This window comes from Neobacillus sp. FW104-15D2 (genome assembly GCF_058790155.1).
The window spans coordinates 1-18,374 of the sequence record NZ_JBYTCJ010000033.1 but is presented as its reverse complement, the minus strand read 5'-3'; the positions used below and the strand labels follow the sequence as shown (position 1 = coordinate 18,374).

Genomic DNA, 18,374 nt, shown 5'->3' with positions numbered 1-18,374 from the left:
ACTCCAATTATCCCTTGGTAAATGAAAACTAACAGCCGCCCGTATATACTATTTTAAGGGATTGAATACTACTGTTAAATAGTTAATTATTTAAAAATAAAACCAATACCCTTAAATATAAAACTAATATATTTATTTTAATAGAGAAAAACATTAAACTTCTATTAATTTTTTTGAAGAGCAAAACAGCAATTGGGGCCTTTTTAATCTACAAAAACGCCCCAGCCATCTGAATAACCGCCATGCGGTTTGCTTATTTCATCTAATTTTTTCTGTATTTTAACCAATTCGCTATGATTTAAGAGCATTTTTTTAGAACAGGAGCATGTCCACTCATCTGTTTCATCGTCCTGGTAAAGAAAGGAGTTGAAGCCTTCCTCTTTTAGTATCTGGGATAGCTTCTCACCCGTCTGTTTATCAGGCACGGCAACAAAGAACTCCACAGATTGCGGCTTTTTAAAACTTACTCCATCATTATATAAACCTCGTAAGGCTTCTCCATTAGCATCGTTTGGAAATTTCATTGGTTTTCCTCCATTATCCATACTTTCACTGTTGTATTATACTTCACTCATTTCCATTCTCCTAATCATATTTGCCGTAATGGGGGGATTGTCCCCTCATGTTTTTGGAAAGAATGATAGTTGCTCAAATATGATGAAAAGAGTGTTTAAAAATGAAGGAAATAACCTTTAAAGCATTTGCTATCACGAATGAAATTGATTTGAATAAAATTGCCATATATTGTGGTATTCCAAAGAAATTCACCTGGGAAGAGCCTTTAACTCTAAAGGAAGATAGTTTAAAAAACATCCTCCATAAAAATGTGGATGACTCACAGCTTGTACTTGTTTTTTCTTTTGGCAGCATTGTCTTCATCAATTTCTCCCAATACTTTGAGATCAAACATATTTTGAAGTTCATCCATTCATTCGAACCGGACATTAATATTAAAAATCCTGACCATTACACGGATGATTACACTCTTCGCATTAAAGAAACAGAGAACATTGAGCTGACCGACGAATATGTAGTGGTCCCTGAATATGAGACCTTCTATCCCGAATTAATATCAACGGTGCTCGCGAAATCAGTGGCACTTGAAAAAACAGAGGAACAGCTCGGAAAAATCAATGATAGTCTTGAAACCATGATTGACCGGCTGGAAAAAGGCAGGCTGAGGATTGGAAACAAGGAGCTTGCTAGAACGACTGCAAAAATCATCCGACATGAATATAACACCCTCGCGTATATCATGATTCTGGATAAACCGGAGATTACATGGACGAGCAGCGCAGCCGGTGAATTTTATGATAAGATGCTTAACTTTTTTGAATTAAATGATCGTTATAAAATCATGAAAAGCAAAACAGAAATTTTATACAACATCATGGACGGCTTCTCCACCATCAGCCACTCCATTCGGGGACTATTCGTGGAATGGATAGTGGTTATATTGATTGTTATTGAGATTCTCCTAACGGTGTTTGGAATACTAGGGTGGCTGCCGTAAAAACGTTTCTATCGTAAGTAAAATAAGAGCTTTTCGTCACTCACATGCTCTAAGTACCCCATAAAAAACAATCTCCCACATTTTCCTTCCTGTGGGAAATTGTTTTGGTTAGTATCCTTTTGGGGATGGTGTTAAATCACACTATCCATTGCCACTAATTTTTCCCTTTTTAAATCCTTTGAGATAGAAACAGTATTTATCCATTTATAAAAAATAGGAACAATCAGCAAGCTTATCAATGTTGAACTAATCATTCCCCCTACAACGACAATCCCAAGGGTTTGCGAAATTAGCGTATCCGCACGGGAAGAAAGCGCCAGAGGAAGAACGGTTAAAATCGTTGTAAGAGCTGTTGTTAGGATGGGACGGACACGTGTAAGTGTACCATGTAAGATCGCTTCCTCCAGTTTCATTCCTTCTGAAAGATTCCTTTCTATTTTATCCACAAGAACAATTCCATTTGTGACGACAATTCCTGTTAACATCATTAATCCTACCAATGCCGCAAGATTCCATTCCAGTCCAAAGATAAACATTCCGATTACCGATCCGATGAAAGCCATCGGAATACAAATCAGGACAGACACAGGCGCCTTCCACCCCCGAAATACTGCACTTACAATCAAAAGAACCAACAGGATGGAAAAGAATAATGCAATGGACATTTCGTAAATCATTTCATAAACCTGCTGCGGTGCACCGGCAAAGGAGTACTTTACCCCCTCTGGAAGCGGAATCGCGCTTAAGCTACTTTTAACTTGTTTTGTTACTTTTCCAATGTCCTGGGAAACAATATTCGCTGTTATCACTGCATAAGGCTTCCCATCCTTTTCCCCGATAACCGGTGATCCTGATGGTATAAGTTGGGCAAGCTGAGTTAAAGGTATCTTTTGGCCCTCCTTATTCAGAAATGTTTCTCGACCCATTTGAGTAAAGAGATCTTTTGAATCACTCTTTTGGATATCGGAATGGATAACGATTGGGAATTTGCTATTATTGATGAATATTGTTCCTTTTGTTCCTTCAACAGTATATTGCTGAATTCTTTCGAGAACCTCACTTAGTTTAATACCGTGGTGTTCAATCGCCTTCCGATTGAGAGTGATATGGTATTCGGTTATATGGTCTTCAGCATCAGCAGCTCCCTGGACTGACAGGCCAGGAACTAATTTTAGCTGGTTCCGAATCGTTTGGGCCAAACCTTCCAGCGTTTGGCTATCAGCACCCGTAAGATTTATTTTTAATTGTGAATCATCACCAGCGATGTTAAGATTCGTTACAGTATATACAGCTTTGCCAGTTAACGAATTTAATTGATTCTGCAAATTCTCCATGAACCTGTTTACATCAACACCATTCTTTACCACAATTGATAAATTGGCAATGTTCGGCTTCTGTATCCATCCTCCTCCTGCATCAAAAACATCATCCGATTGAGGGGTAAAGGATGAACCCAATCCTGAAGAAAAAGAGTCTACTTTCGCGTTGCTTTCCAATAAATTTTCTAATCTCTTAACTTCAGTATCAACTTCTGCTAAGGAAGTATTTTGAGGCATTTCAACTTGAATTCCTAATTGGCCGGCATTATTGGCCGCTGGCAGAAAGTTCACCGGTAGAAACGCAGCGCCTGCTGACGCAAGAACAAATAAACCAAGAGTGGCCATAACCACTAGCTTTTTACGAGCAAATACCCAGGTAAAAATTTTAAGGGCAAAAGGTTCTAAATCATCACCTGCAGCAGCAGGTTTTCCCTTCCAAAAAAGGTTATAAAGACTTGGTACCACCAAGATGGAAACGAAGAGTGAAATAACTAGTGCTATCACAACAGACCAGGCAAACCCCGAGAATGCTGAACTCACCATGCCGCCAATCAGGGCAACGGGAACGTACACCGCGATGGTTGCTGCCGTAGATGAAGCAATAGCTGGTATCATTTCTGAAACCGCATTGGTTATCAAATGAATGTGATTTTTTTCTTTTGCGCCATGCACTTTCCGATTCATATTATCGAGAATAACAATGGAGTCATCTACTACTCTTCCCATAGCTATGATCAGCCCTGAAACGGTAAGAAGATTGAGACTAATCCCAATGATTTTTAATAAACCGGTAGTCACCAGTAAGCAGATTGGCAGAGATATAGCTATCAATAATGTAGAACGCACTTTCCTGAAAAAGAGAAAAACACATATCATTGAAAATAAGCAGCCAAGCAATCCTTCTTTAATAAGTCCCTTTAAAGAGGAATTGACCTGTAGTCCCTGATCAAAAAGAATAGAAAGATGCACATCTTTATTTTTTAAGGCAGGGGCTTCTTGCAAACTATTCTTGATTCGATCAGATACATCCGTAATATTAGAGGAAGGTGTTTTCATTACATCCAGGATCACACTTGGTTTCCCATTTGTTCTTGAAATGGTCTGCAGGTTCACGATTGAGTTTGAGATGTCTGCGACCTCAGACAGCGGAACCTTTTTTCCATTTTGTGCCGTAATAGGAATATTCATTAAATCCTGCTGAGTCAGTCCCCAGCCAGAAACCTGTATTGGAACCGTGCTCTGTGAATTCGATACCTTTCCTTCAAGCCCAGTTGTATAATCCTGTTCGAGCGACCGTTTTATGTCCTTTATAGTTAGACCGGCTTTTTTTAAGTCGTTCGTCCGAACGCTGACTGAATACCCGGCATTTCCACCTCCTGATACACGTATCTCTTTTACCCCGGGAATAGATTTAAGCCGATTGACAAAGTCTTCCTGAACAGCAGTTCTCAGAGTATTTTCAGATATATGATCAGAAGAACTCATCAAACTCATTCTCATAATGGGCTGAGAGTGTGTGCTAAGTCTTGTTATGATTGGTTTTTCCACACCAGGGGGCAGGACAATGCCTTCCAATGCTTTCGATACTTGTTCCTCTGCTTGCTTCATATCAAAATTCATTGGAAAGTTAAGACTAATCAAGGACCCGCCGTTAAATGCATTCGTCTCTACATCCTGAAGGCCGTCCACCACCCGGACCGACTGTTGAATCGGCTCTGTAATCATTGCTTTGATTTGTTCTGCCTGGTAATCCTCTGCCCTTACTGTTATTGATAGAGTTGGATTATTAATTTCCGGCAGATAATCCCTCTGAATATGTAAAGCAGATATACCGCTCCATACTATGATGAGAATAATTAGGGTTACGATGAGAACGGCACGTTTCATGGTTTCATCTATCAATCGTTTCATATCTGGTTATCGGGATTTTAATTAATTCCCGAAATGCCCCCCTCCGCATGAATATGTATGTGTAATCGCCTGCCCTGTATTCTGTTCAAGCTGCTCCGATTTGACTTAAGAATAGCGGTGATGATTCCCTTATAACAATAGCTACCCTCTTGGGTAGCTATTGTTTAAATCACGTTTAACCATGCTGCCTGAATCCAGAGAGCTATTAATCGTTGTCTGCAGGATTTGGCGCAAAGCTTTCAGGCTGCCTTTCAACCTCTTCTGGAGTATGGGCCTTTTTATCACCTGGATATGGTTTATCGAAACCTTCAGTTGCATACCAAACCGCATGGTTTAGCATGTTGGCGTTGACTTCATCCGGTGAAGCATGTTTACCAGTAAACTTGTCCTTATTCTTGTTAGACCATTCTGTCCACTTTTTGGACAGTTCCTTTGCCTCTGGTGTCACTTGTTCTGTATTAGCAAGTGCAGCCGTATTGGAATTCGGCTGGCCGTTCAAGGTGTCAAGCGGAATCTGGTTAGCTTCAAAGTTATAAGGAGTAAAGTCTGGCTTGTTGGTAAAAAGTTCACTCATTGGCTCTGCTGCTGCATCATTTTGGTTCATGGCAGGCAGACCAAGAATTTGCTCAATACTCCGGACCATGTTGATGACAGTCCAGTAATGGCTGTCGGTAATACCCTTCTTCACCCAAGGACTAATAACATGTGCAGGCTCGCGATGGCCGTCCACGTGGTCTAATCCATTCTGTGCATCATCCTCTGTAATAAAAATGACAGAGTCTTTCCAATATGGACTGTGTGAAATCAGGTCAACAATTTTACCTACTGCCAAATCATTGTCTGCAACCATTGCCTGTGGCGTAGGGGAACCAGTTGCATTTCCTGCAGTATGGTCATCCATCACCCACATAGTGTTTAGTGCTGGGAGATCATGATTTTTGACGTGTTTTTCAAACTGCTGCTTGAAGATTTCAAAGCGATATTGATCCGGAATATTCGTATCAAACGTTGGGAACGGTTTATACGTAATAGGTCCTAGAGAAGGAATATCATATGTTGCCGAGTAGTTGCCGATCGGTACATGAAGATCTCCCTGCTTTTGTCCTGAAAGGATTTTGTAATCATTGTACCAATCTGTCCATGTGCCGAATGGTGCTGAGCCTGTGAATCCAGTGGTATCTTCTCCAAAGTTCTCAACAGAAACACCATATTTAGCGGCCTGGTCCCATAAATGACCTGTAGGTGCGTATGCCATGGCATCACCGGCACCGCCAGGATAGCTTTTAACATTAGCCGTATCTGTTTCTTTATCCTCATAGTCTGTATTGGTTCCCTGCATTACCCATTGGTGTCCGCTCGCAGATTGAATACCTGAAGTATACACATTATCCAGAAGCGGGAAAGTATTGGCAAGCTTATGAAGGTTTGGAGTCACTACCTTAGGGAACTGTGTTAAAGCTGGTTCGCCGTTTCCTTTCCCTAAATCACCCAACACCTGGTCATATGTCCGGTTCTCTTTGATAATATAGAATACATGTTTAATAGTAGATGGTTCCCCTACACGTTCAGGCATTGCTACTGGTTTCTTATTATGTCGAGGCTTAGCGTTAAGATCCTTCAATCCAAACCAGTTGTTGTCAGCGAATACCTGCTTTGTTCCCATAGCAAGATCCTCCGCTGAAGGGAATGGGATCAATGAAAGAGATCCAATTTGCGCATAAGAAGAGTGACCTGTAGTCTTAATTCCTTGAATCGTTAAGTCACGGGCAGGTCCGCGAGAACCAATTCCATCCGCGTTGGCGACTACTAAATTTTTATTTTCGTTATCTACTGCGATATCAACCGGGAACCAGGCTGTCGGCAAGAGGCCTTGTAATTCAGGCGTCTTATCCGGTCCTTGCCAATCATAAACAGCAATGGCATTATCGCGTCCAAGGCTGACCATAAGCTTATTATCGACTACCTTAACTGCGTTAGGTGCAGAACCTTTTGGTGCATTAGGATATGGTTTAATGTCTATTGTTTGTACGATAGCATTTGTTTTTGTGTCAATAACGGAAACGGTGTCGCTATTAGTGTTGGTTACGAATATGTATTGCCCTGACTGAGCCATTCTTTCCGGCTGCACACCAACTTCAATTGTTTTTGTCACTGTGTTGGTTGTAAGGTCAATAACGGAAACCGATCCTGTTGAAGTTGCACCTGTCTTAGGATCTACGACAACTTTCGTTCCAGAAGAGTCTACAGTTGTGTCACCATTTTTAGCTACCCGTCCGCCCTGGTTTGTTACATATGCAGTGTTTCCATTTACTAAAACACTTGTAGGGGCATTTTCTACTGCAATTTTGGAAGTTATTGCTCCTGTTTCCGGATCCATCACCCCAAGGCTATTGTCCCTGTTTAAAGCTATCAAAAGCTGCCCTTGTGGTCCAACCGTTAAATCAAGAGGGTTGATATTTCCGCCAGCTGCCGCATTTGGAAGAGTATAAGATTTTTGGATTGCAGGTGTTCCGTCTGCACCTACAGACATAACAACCACTTTACCTTTACCACTCTTAGAGCCAGTAGCATAAAGCTGGCTGCCATCCTTGGAATAAGCTAAACCCCACATAGAAGATAAACCTAAATCTAAATCCTTGAGTGCCAGCTTCCCTGTTGCAAGATCTACAACATTGATGCCCTTGCCTCCGTAATTGTTCCGGCCAACCATGGTTACCGCCGTCTTCCCATTTGGATGAACAGCAACCGAAATCGGGTTGCCACCGAACTCAATTTGCTTTCCAGCGGGTGTGATCAATTGGTTAACAGGTGTTTGCACTGAACCATTCGCTTGTTTGCCAACTAAATTACTTCCAAAACCGGTTTCCTGTGCAGCGTAAGCTCCAGCTGAACCCAATAGGACGGAACTTAAAGTCAGTCCAGCAAGCAGCCTTTTCTTTTTCTTAAGTTTTTTTAACAATATTTTCACTCCCTTTCTGTATGTGACTTTAGAATACTACTAATTTATTAAGCTTCTATTGAGTAGTTGTAAAATACAAATAAAGAAATTTCAGTCTATTTATCTATTCCATTTCACGGTCACAGTCCGTATAACCCAGACATTTTCAATATATTTCAAATCAACCCTTTTTAATGGTCTATCTATAGCGGTTCTATTAGCATGGTTGATGAAATCTCTCATTTAATTTATTTTTAAACCTAAAACCCCAGCGTTTGCAGTAATTGTTTGCAGTGTACCTCAAAATGACTCGGGGATAGCTTCGACTCGAAGTTAGAAGATGGCAGTAACGTCAAAATGGCTTTGGAATAGTATCGATTTGATATTAGACGCACTAGTAACATGAAATAGGCCTTGGATATGCTTGATAATAAAGCATTTTGTAGTAATTACCACTTACCAAATAAATCTACTAAACTAGATGATACTCTGCCTTTATGACATAAAAACAAAAGCAACGGCCTTCTTATAAGGAAGGCCGCTGCTCTAATCTTTTAAACTTGTAACCCCACATTACCTGTAAAAACAAGAAGGACTGTGTATTCGACTTATCTGGTAACCACTTTATCCTCAAATACCTGTTTCAATGCTTTCGCTGCATGTTCAATGGATTGTCTGCCCTGCTCGAGTACTCCTGGCATCCAGAAATAGCCGTGGATCATGCCGTCATATCTTTTTGCTTCTACCTGAACGCCTGCTTCTCTGAGACGTTCTGCATAAGCCTCTCCTTCATCCCGAAGCGGGTCAAACTCCCCTGTTAAAACTAATGCTGGCGGCAGTCCGGTTAAGTCTTCTGCTTGCAATGGAGACGCATAAGGATTTTTGCCGTCCTCTTCATTCCGTAAATAATGATTCCAGAACCAGACCATGCTGTCCTTTGTTAACAGATAGCCATCCGCATTTTCCGTGTAGGATTCTGTTGCGTATGAATGATTAGTAACAGGATAAACAAGCATTTGATAGGCTAGTGAAATTTCACCCTTGTCTCTTGCCATTAATGCTACTACCGCTGCCAGGTTTCCGCCTGCACTGTCACCGCCGATAGCCACGCGCTCCGCATCTACTTGAATAGAAGCAGCATTTTCCACGACCCATTTGGCTGCAGCATAAGAATCATCTGCTGCTGCAGGGAATTTATGCTCAGGTGCCAGCCTGTAATCGACCGAAACTACCACACAGCTTGCTCTATTGGCTAAAAGCCGGCAAGGTACATCCACTGTTTCGAGATTACCAATAACCCAGCCACCGCCATGGTAGTAAACTAATGCAGGAAAAGGGCCTTCTCCATTTGGTGTGTAAATTCGTACCGGGATCTCTCCTCCTGGACCAGGGATGTTTCGGTTTTCTACCTTTCCTACCTCTTCAGGCGCTCCGGCCAAAGCACTAAAATCAGTCGTGGCCCTAGCTTCTTCTGGTGATAGGGAATCCATTGGAGGAGCTCCTGCAGCCTCCATTTGTTCTAATAGAAATTTTGCTTGTGGGTCTAATGCCATATTATATTTCCCCCTTAAATTAGATTAAAATGATAGAATTATTGTTATGCTTGTTTTATTAGATTTAGAACTATAAGACCGGTTCCTTGGAAGGAATTAAGGTAAAGCCTTCATAGCCTTTGTCCGCTACGTCATCACAAATCTGCCGGTAGGTTCCCACTCCTCCAAGATAAATCTGGAATCCGCGTGCCTTCCCTTCAATATTAGCCCCCATATACCAGGAATCCGTCTTTGTAAATAGAGTCATATCTGCCACTTCACGGCAATGCTGGCTCCAATTAATTTCGGCTTCCTCATTCGCCTCTATAACCCCTAATCCGTTTTCGCGAAGATAGTTGAGGCAATCCGAAACCCACTCCACATGCTGTTCGATTGAAACCATCATGTTACTCAAAACAGATGGGCTTTCTGGCCCTGTTAACATGAACATGTTTGGAAATCCCGCTGTCCCGATTCCAAGATATGTCCTTGTTTGCGATCCCCCAGCCCATTTCTCTTTTAAGGACACCCCGTCTTTTCCGCGAATGTCTATTTTAAATAATGGCCCGGTCATGGCATCAAAGCCGGTGGCAAATACAATCATATCAAGTTCAAATTCACCATCTGCCGTCCTAATGCCGTTTGATGTAATCTCCTGAATTGGGGCCTTTCTTACATCAATGAGCGTTACATTGTCACGATTATAGGTCTCGAAGTAATTCGTATCAATGATTGTCCGCTTAGTCCCATAGTAGAAGTTTGGCAGGAGTTTTTCTGCCACCTCAGGATTTTTTACCACTTCCCGTATTTTGGAGCGGATAAATTCCTGGGCAGTTTCATTAGCCTCCGGGTTAATGCTTAAGTCGTTATAAGTATTTGATAGAGTCATAAGCCCGCCTTTCTCCCAGGCGGCTTCAAATAACCTTTGGCGTTCCTCCGGTGGATCATCCAGAGCAGACCGTTCCCCTTGTACAACCGGAATACCAACAGCCGATTGCTGCATTTGAGTTTTTATTTCGTTGTAATTCGCTCTTATTTCTTTTAAGTATTCAGGGTCGAGAGCAGTGTTTCTTGCAGGTGAACTATATTGAGGGGTCCTCTGGAAAACAGTAAGATGTTCTGCCTCCTGAGCGATAACAGGAATAGACTGAATTCCGCTTGATCCTGTACCAATCACCCCTACTCTTTTTCCATTAAATTCTACTTTTTCATGTGGCCAGTGTCCGGTATGGTACCACTCGCCCTTAAAGTTTTCCAATCCCTTCATTTTCGGGACATTGGAAGCCGAAAGACAGCCCACAGCTGTTATAAAAAACTTGGCCGTTACCGATTGGCCGTTATCTAACTGAATATCCCATCTGTTTTTTTCTTCATCGTAATGCGCAGCATTTACTCGTGTCTTAAACTGAATGTCCCGGCGCAGATCAAATTTATCTGCCACAAAATTAATGTATCGAAGTATTTCCGGCTGCTCTGCATATTTAGCGGACCATGTCCATTCATTCAAAAGTTCTTCAGAGAAAGTGTAGTTATAATAGATACTTTCAACGTCACACCGTGCTCCCGGGTAGCGATTCCAATACCAGGTTCCTCCGACATTTTCCCCTGCCTCGAAAACACTTGTTGAAAAACCAGCCTCGCGCAGCTTGTGAAGCAAATATAATCCTGAAAAACCTGCCCCTACGATCACTGCATCCAGATTTGGTTGAGTTGATGTCATTTTTCTACCTCCCCATTTTTTTAGTAAGACTTTTTAAAAATCTCATGTTTTTAGGCATTTTAGCATTTGATACCTAATTGCCTTTTTAGGTAAAATTCATATGAACTACAAACTTGCCATCCCTTAGTGTAAGCGATTACAATAGTAGTTACATATTCTCCATAAGCATCAACAAACTAGAAAGATACTACCATTCCAACCCCTTTCCTCTCTTAAAAATTTATCTTCAGCAGATTTCTGAGTATGTCTATCTTAAGTTTAATACGTTTTTTGAATTTTGAATATTCCTAATTTTCTATGTATTGCATCCCTATAAAGAAGGTGTTAATATGCCACGGAACTATCCCGTTTTTGATAATATTCGAGAACTTGAAGATGCAGGCAGCCACGAAGACAAGCTATATAAACTATTGGACATTTATATGAAACTCTTTCCTGTTAAAAACTCCTTCTTATTCAGATACTCCCATTTAGGCTACCTTGGAGAAGGTATTATTTCAATAAACCAAGATGGACTATCTCACATCCGGGATATTAGGGATGATATTCGATCCCTGCCGGTTATTTATTCGGCTCTTTATGAAAGAAAAGCTAAATACTGTTCTGGGATTGGGTTTCTTAGACAAATAACCAGTAAATACGTACTTCCTTCAACTGTGAATTCCTTCTTAGCCGTGCCGATTTGCTTTGGCTCCGTTTCCATTGGATATATCTGTACCTACGATTTTAAAAAAGGGACTGTTATGACAGATCAATTACTGTCCTCCTTCACTAACTATGGACGCCAGGTGGGAAAAGTTTTAGAGCAAAATAGCGGAGCTGAGGATACACAATTATTAAGCCGAAGAGAGCTCGAAGTGATGAAAAGGATATCCTGGGGAGAAAGTACAAAAGAAGTAGCGGCTGCGTTATCGATTAGCGAGGTAACGATCAATCAATACGTCAAATCAGCTATCAAAAAACTTGGTGCACAAAACCGGGTGCAGGCTGTCGCAGAATTATTTCGGAAAGGGGTTATTTCTTAAAACCAGCTCCGGATAAGAGCTGGTTTATTCGGCCTGCTTTTGGCAAAAGATGGTCTGCCTGCCTTCCTGTTCATTTTCTTCAAAAAAGAGAATTTTCCAGTCGCGGAATTCGGCTAGCAATTCATTTGATTGAAGTTTGTACTGATCGGACACTTTCTGAGCATTTGGGGTAAGGTAATAAGTTTCCATAAAAAAGTACCCGTTCGGTTTTATGAGCTTCTTAATAAAAGGAAAGAGTGACCTGTCCAGATAATACGTCATATTCACGAAATCGCAGGAGTGTTTTTCTAATGGCAGACTTTCGAAGTTTGTGAGGTCTGCTATCAAAGTGGTAATCTTGAGGCTCTTCTCAGATGCTTCTTTTTGAATAAAATCAGTCGCAACCTTTGAGAAATCCACTGCCACCACCTCATAACCCAATTGGGCCAGGAACATGCTGTTTCGGCCCAGGCCACAGGCAATATCGAGAGCCTTTCCGCCCTTCATGTATTGCGAAAGGTTCTTAAGTCTATCATTCGGGTTTAGCTCTTTAATATCCTCAAGTCTATCTTCATGTTTCTTGTTCCATTTATCCTGATGGTTCATTGGAGCACACCCCTTTTTTGTTGATACTACTCTTCAATTGTAACTATTTTTCCTAAAAAAATAAAAGTTCTTTCGTCCTAGATACTTTATAGACGGGGTCCTACTGCAAAAATAAGATTTCCATCAACAAACACAATAACTCTTTTTACAATCTACCATCGTTTCTACCATTTTAAGATATCCTTCTACAAAAATGGATGCTTCTTCTATAAAATGTTGGGGCTATTCTACAAAAATATCAGTTAATTCTACAATATAAAATCCTTTCTACAATTTTAAGAGCCCCTTCTACAAAAATGGATGCTGCTTCTACAAAATGATGAGGCTATTCTACAAAAATATCAGCTAATGCTACAATATAGAATCCTTTCTACATTTTTAAGGACTACTTCTGCAAAAACGAGTTGTTGAAAGGCAAAATCTACAAAACGCTCTGCAGTAAAAACAGCCCTCCTGTTAAACAGAACTTATTTTAAATGAAATTGTGAAACATTAAACTTCAACTAACGCGGGTTTTAGTTGAAGTAGCATAAAGAACTTGACTCTTTTTTAAAAAGCTAGATTTAAGAACTAGGATTCAGTATTATAAATATTGAGAAAATTTTTAAAAAAGAAGGAGAATTATTCATGACACAAGATTTAAGCGATAATTATTATAAAAAATTAATTGATTTACAAGATGTAGATGGGGTCGAAGCTCAAATTCAAAGTTTACTTGATGTTCAAATTGAATCCGTTTCTGACCTAGAAAAATGGTTACAAGCTGAAAAGGATTTAATGATGAAAATCGCGGAGGTAATGACGGGTCACCAAGTCGATTTCTACCGGAACACAGAGGATGCGGATATCAAGTCTACGTATCTACATGACCAGCAAGTCATCCAGCCGCTTTTAATGAAATATGAAGCAAAACTGAATGAGAAAGTCTGTGAGTCTCCTTATTTCAATAAATTAGATGAAAACCGTTATGGCTTAATGCGACGCTTTCGCGAATCCAAGGTGAAACTGTTCAGAGAAGAAAACATTCCATTAATGGTAAAAGAACAAGAGCTTAATACAAAGTATAGTGAAATTATGGGAGGATTAACTGTTGAATGGGATGGCGAAGAAAAGCCTTATCCATTTATCCAATCCCAACTTGATCATCTAGATAGAACCGTGCGAGAAAAAGCTTATCACGCGATGATGTCAGCCCATCGTCAAATTAAGCCCGATATGGATGCCATCATGGACGAGCTCGTTCAGCTGCGCCATCAAATCGCTTTAAATGCAGGTTTTGAAAATTATCGAGATTATATGTTTGTAGCCAAAAATCGTGAGTATAGTGTTCAAGATTGTTATGACTTTCATGAAAATGTTGAGAAGCATATTATCCCTGCTTGGAATCGACTCGCAGAGGTTTTCAAGTACAAGCTTGGTGTCGATACCTATCGCCCTTGGGATAACACCGCTAAATTGATGAAAAACCCACCATACTCCGAGGTATCGGCTCTTATGGATGGCGTTTCTGAAATGTTAGGGAAGACAGACCCATATTTTGCAGATCGTTTCGATTACATGAGAGAGCATGGGTTATTAGATCTTGGAGATCGAAAAGGAAAAAGCCCAGGTGGTTTTTGTACCTCCTTACCTGTTTCAGGGGATACCTTTGTTTTTGCAAACTTTAGCCCATCCTTTTTCTCTCTTATCGCATTAATTCATGAAATGGGCCATGCGGTGAATGGATACCTCGAGTTTTCCGAGCACGGACCTATTGAAGACTATCAACACCGTATGGAAGTTGCTGAACTTTATTCTCATGGGATGGAATTGCTCTTATTGGATAAATTGGATCGTTTTTATCCAGAAGAAGAAGATTTTAAGAGCGCACAGCGTGAAGAGCTAAGACGGGCATTTACAATGTTATACGGTCCATTGGCAGGAGATCTCTTCCAGCATTGGATGTATACGAATCCTAAACACACTGCCAAAGAGCGTGATGAAAAATTCTTTGAAATCTCAAAACGTTATGGCTTAAACCCTGTCGATACCAATGGGCTTGAGGAAGAAATCGGAATGAGCTGGGCAGGCACCCTTCATTATTTCCAAGTTCCTTTTTATAATATTGAGTACTCTATCTCGATGCTTGGTGCTCTGCAATTACTTGAGAATTATCGAAAAAACCCAGAGCAAGCTGTCGAATCCTTTAAAAAAGGTGCAAGTGCAGACTACAATCAATCCATCGCAGCAATTTATGAAGAAACTGGGGTCAGTTTTGATTTTTCGGAGCCAGCCGTTAAGCGAATGGGTGAATTCTTAGAAAAAGTTATTCAAGACATTCATTAAAAAAGTGGGAATATGGGGACCGTTCTTATAGGGGACCTTCGGAAGTTTTGAACGCAAAAAGGCATAACTAGTGAGATTAACTAGTTGTGCCTTTTTCTTTACTCGTCAAAAGATCTATCTGCAAATTTTCGTTTGCCAGAGAAAAATGAAGTCACGTTCCCCAGCCTATGGGGTTTCAATATTTTGATTTTCCATGTTTCTTTTTTCCCTCAATCCTTCCAATTAATAGTCTAATTTTATGAAAAACACATTTTGGTACACCTTCCCCCTCCGCCCTTTAATTTATAAAATTTGATATAGTCATGGGATTGCCTTCTGCAACAGGTCCTTTAGAGAGGCTAATCAATTCTTTTTTCCCCTTAATATTTTTGATAAAGTCCGAACGCTTTCTCTCTTGGGTAAATATTTTTGGACAGTTTAAAATCTACTAAAAAATAAAAATGAAACTTACTTATTCCATTAACCAGCCCCGCTGAACAATTAGAAAACGGGATAGCCGCAGCCATCCCATTTTTACATAAGCCCCCTTTAGTGTAAGTACATCTTTTCACATTTAATCAATATCAACTCAAACTTCAAGTTTAGCTTATCAAATACGTTTCATGAAATCCTTTTCGTTGGGCACATGTAACTGGACATATTTTAAAGAATCCAGTTGCAGCAATATATTATGTCTTCTAGTATGAATACCCTCTTCTTTTTTACTTAAGTAATGAAAATAAGCCAAAACTACACAACTCTGTATAAAAAGCTGCATAATATCGGCTCAAAGGATTTTGCGTTATAGAAGATTAGCTTTTCGTTACATTAACATATCCTTTCTAATTAAAAATTATAGGAAAAGTAAATGTAACGAAAGCTGCCCATATTCCGTAAACCGGCAAATACTTCGTAACAGCATTTTGAATTGTTGAAGGTCCGGATTTGTTTTGCAGAAAACGCATATAGGAGAGCATAATCCAGATTAGATTCGTCCAGATAAGTATGTTTACTCCTAAAACGGCAAGTCTATTAGGCGTAATCCCATAAGAAGAAAGTCTGAACACGATGGCTGACAAAGCCACACTGTCAATGATAAGCGCAAGAACAATTAAGGCAAAATTGATATAATCTGAAATATTCTTTTTTTCGTCAGAGTCGCTTTCGGTAATGGAAAATATGGTAACGGCCAATACACCAAGGAGTATTCCGTTAAAGGCTATCAGGAAATTGCGATCCAAGAATGGATTTTTCCCGATCCATATAACCGTTATAAGATAGACCACCAATGTGACCAGGACAAGCGGGCTAAAAATTTTAGCTATATATGGTATAATATTCTTAGCAAGTTTAAGATTCATTGAAACCAAGTATGCAGCTACAATAGAAAGAACGGCTGCACCAAATAAAACGACATTACTGAAATAGAAGTCTTCTATATCCAAGCCAACAAAGCTAAATAACCGCATGGTTAATGCTGCTAGCACCATCCCGCTAACTGCCATGCTGGCGTAGAGAATACAAAATTCCAAATTAAATTTAATATAGGCTAATCTTGTACTTCCTTTTGAGTATTCATTTCCTGTAAATGCAAGCCCTAGCAATACCCATAAGAATATTGGAAGGTGTAAATAAGCAAGGATCATACTGTCTTTATAATTTAATGGCAGCATATTAAGATAAAACCCGGAAATTATGAACAATGCTGCAAGGGAATAAATAACACTTTTCTTCGGAGTATTATTGTAAACAAAAAAGGCAGCAATAAAGGGAATGATACCAAAAGCCAGGTTAATTGGAGCAATGGCTTTCTGTTCGACAAAATAAAAAATGATCCTGGTGCTTATCCCGGCCAGAATGGCTAAAATGCCCATGAATAAGAAACCTTTTTGAAGAATGGGAGATTTTTCTGGATTTGCCGTCTCCTTGAAATGCAATCTTTCATACCAAACGCCAAGAACCTGAGAATCAGGATTTTGTTCCCATGCGTATAAGAATGACTTTTTAAAAGCCATCGGGTCTTTTCTATACATTCTCTCCAGTTCATATGGGTTAGCAATATTTTCAATAATCAAATTGTTAATGTCCATAGTTATCCTCCCCTAGTAATTATTATATTAAGTTTCCTCCACAATGTTTAACTCGTCACTTTTATATTCTAAAATATCTCCAGGCTGACATTCTAAAGCCTTACAAATTGCCTCTAAAGTGGAGAATCGAATCGCTTTTGCCTTTCCATTTTTCAATATAGAAAGGTTCGCCATTGTTATTCCAACCTTCTCCGAAAGTTCTGTTACGCTCATTTTCCTTTTGGCTAACATCACATCAATATTGATTATAATTGCCATTGTTATTCACCTCAGACCGTTAAATCATTTTCTGATTTGATATTAATTGCTTCTTGTAAAAGTTTTTGGAGAACAGCCGCAAAGACTGCGATAATCATCGAAGCAAAAGGAACAACCACTCCGACAAATATAACTCCTGGTGCATCGTCTACTTCCGCAAAGATATAGAAGAGCGGCCAAACTAGCACATGCAAAATACTGATTGTGACGGCACAGTATTTGATTTTCTTTAAAGCTTTTACAGATAAATTGGAGAAAGCTTTATTTTTGTCAATATAGCATAAGAGTTTGAAAGCCTGAAACAAAGCAAAGTAAAAAGGGATCGCCGATGCATCAAAAGCGATAAAAACGAGATATTTTATAAAAGCAAACTCTGGAAGCAATTTTGCTGCAAGATTTGCCATCTCAGGCACCAAAAAGATGCACAGAGCAAGAACTGGGACTCCTAAAAGAATAACAGCTATTTTTAAAAACAACGTTGTTACTTTCTCCATAAAAAGCACCTCACCTATTTATTCTGATTTTGATTTTAATATATATTTTATCGTTTTTCAATAAATTTTTATTAAATTAGATAACATTTTTATTGTTTATTGTTTAACAAAAATAAAAAGCATTCCTCATTCAAAGAAATGCTCTATAACTTAAGTATTAAATTTATAACTTCTACAGCTAGTCGAGTAGAAGGGAGCCTTTCTACCTTGCGGTAAATTGTACTCCTCCCCCCTCACAGAACCGTGCTTGCGCTATTAACGCACACGGCTCCTCCAAATTATCATTTACAGAATGTAGCTAATCTCTTTTCTTAAATCATAAATATTCACTTTGATTCTCGGTGAAGGTAGTGGATATTTATTAAGAAAGAGCCTGAATTTATCCCAAGTAAAGGATTTCCTTTGGCTTCTTCTGTTTAGCCATTTAAATAGTAAGCTCTCAATTTTCTCTTTAAAGTTGTTAACAGTTTGGGTATTATCTGTGATGCAATAATAGTTGTAATAACCTATTAGTGAGCGTTTAAATCTATCCATAATCATATGAATATCTTTATTCCTATTATTCTTCAGCCATTCTTTAGTTTCTCTTAGTTTGCCTTGGACTTTCCTCCTGCTGGTTTTCCTCTTTACTCGGAACTTCCCGTGTTTACTTATCCCACAATAGTGTGTAAACCCGAGGAAATCA

General features: G+C 39.6%; 13 protein-coding genes. 3 read left to right on the top strand and 10 right to left on the bottom strand.

Annotated elements, in window-relative coordinates; genetic code table 11:
• Window positions 1-203 precede the first annotated feature (203 nt).
• The gene (locus AC3WR0_RS21125) at window positions 204-524 is read right to left on the bottom strand and encodes a ribonuclease E inhibitor RraB (RefSeq protein ID WP_492554137.1); all 321 of its coding nucleotides are present in this window, start codon (window positions 522-524) and stop codon (window positions 204-206) included.
• Between the two features lie 152 nt (window positions 525-676).
• Between AC3WR0_RS21125 and AC3WR0_RS21120 the strand changes: the two genes are divergently transcribed.
• Complete coding sequence (locus tag AC3WR0_RS21120) at window positions 677-1,513, top strand: RMD1 family protein (RefSeq protein WP_492554136.1); 837 nt, start codon at window positions 677-679, stop codon at window positions 1,511-1,513.
• Window positions 1,514-1,644: 131 nt separating this feature from the next.
• Here AC3WR0_RS21120 and AC3WR0_RS21115 read toward each other — a convergent pair whose 3' ends face one another.
• The 4 genes from AC3WR0_RS21115 to AC3WR0_RS21100 form a co-directional block, all read right to left on the bottom strand.
• Window positions 1,645-4,743 carry an efflux RND transporter permease subunit gene (locus AC3WR0_RS21115; RefSeq protein ID WP_492554135.1) on the bottom strand — a complete coding sequence of 1,033 codons (3,099 nt, stop codon included), beginning with the start codon at window positions 4,741-4,743 and terminating at the stop codon, window positions 1,645-1,647.
• A 205-nt stretch (window positions 4,744-4,948) separates the two neighbouring features.
• Window positions 4,949-7,702 carry an alkaline phosphatase family protein gene (locus tag AC3WR0_RS21110; protein ID WP_492554134.1) on the bottom strand — a complete coding sequence of 918 codons (2,754 nt, stop codon included), beginning with the start codon at window positions 7,700-7,702 and terminating at the stop codon, window positions 4,949-4,951.
• 587 nt (window positions 7,703-8,289) lie between these two features.
• A complete protein-coding gene (gene lipP1, locus AC3WR0_RS21105; protein ID WP_492554133.1) occupies window positions 8,290-9,234 on the bottom strand; it encodes a LipP1 family hormone-sensitive lipase in 945 nt (314 codons plus the stop codon).
• 70 nt (window positions 9,235-9,304) lie between these two features.
• Window positions 9,305-10,933 carry a flavin-containing monooxygenase gene (locus AC3WR0_RS21100; protein WP_492554132.1) on the bottom strand — a complete coding sequence of 543 codons (1,629 nt, stop codon included), beginning with the start codon at window positions 10,931-10,933 and terminating at the stop codon, window positions 9,305-9,307.
• Window positions 10,934-11,262: 329 nt separating this feature from the next.
• On the opposite strand from AC3WR0_RS21100, the gene AC3WR0_RS21095 reads away from it, so the two are divergent.
• Complete coding sequence (locus tag AC3WR0_RS21095; protein ID WP_492554131.1) at window positions 11,263-11,958, top strand: response regulator transcription factor; 696 nt, start codon at window positions 11,263-11,265, stop codon at window positions 11,956-11,958.
• 24 nt (window positions 11,959-11,982) lie between these two features.
• On the opposite strand, the gene AC3WR0_RS21090 is transcribed toward AC3WR0_RS21095, so the two are convergent.
• Window positions 11,983-12,543 carry a class I SAM-dependent methyltransferase gene (locus AC3WR0_RS21090; RefSeq protein ID WP_492554130.1) on the bottom strand — a complete coding sequence of 187 codons (561 nt, stop codon included), beginning with the start codon at window positions 12,541-12,543 and terminating at the stop codon, window positions 11,983-11,985.
• A gap of 627 nt (window positions 12,544-13,170) precedes the next feature.
• Here AC3WR0_RS21090 and AC3WR0_RS21085 point away from each other — a divergent pair.
• Window positions 13,171-14,868 (top strand): M3 family oligoendopeptidase, encoded by a 1,698-nt coding sequence (locus AC3WR0_RS21085; RefSeq protein ID WP_492554129.1) that lies wholly within the window; start codon window positions 13,171-13,173, stop codon window positions 14,866-14,868.
• Between the two features lie 821 nt (window positions 14,869-15,689).
• On the opposite strand, the gene AC3WR0_RS21080 is transcribed toward AC3WR0_RS21085, so the two are convergent.
• The 4 genes from AC3WR0_RS21080 to AC3WR0_RS21065 form a co-directional block, all read right to left on the bottom strand.
• A complete protein-coding gene (locus AC3WR0_RS21080; protein WP_492554128.1) occupies window positions 15,690-16,937 on the bottom strand; it encodes a DUF4153 domain-containing protein in 1,248 nt (415 codons plus the stop codon).
• 27 nt (window positions 16,938-16,964) lie between these two features.
• Window positions 16,965-17,195, bottom strand: coding sequence for a helix-turn-helix domain-containing protein (locus AC3WR0_RS21075; RefSeq protein WP_492554127.1), 231 nt, complete (start codon window positions 17,193-17,195; stop codon window positions 16,965-16,967).
• Between the two features lie 11 nt (window positions 17,196-17,206).
• Window positions 17,207-17,689, bottom strand: coding sequence for a DUF2975 domain-containing protein (locus AC3WR0_RS21070; RefSeq protein ID WP_492554126.1), 483 nt, complete (start codon window positions 17,687-17,689; stop codon window positions 17,207-17,209).
• Between the two features lie 285 nt (window positions 17,690-17,974).
• Window positions 17,975-18,343: a group II intron maturase-specific domain-containing protein gene (locus AC3WR0_RS21065; protein ID WP_492554181.1), complete on the bottom strand. Its 369-nt coding sequence runs from the start codon at window positions 18,341-18,343 to the stop codon at window positions 17,975-17,977.
• Between the last annotated feature and the right edge of the window lie 31 nt (window positions 18,344-18,374).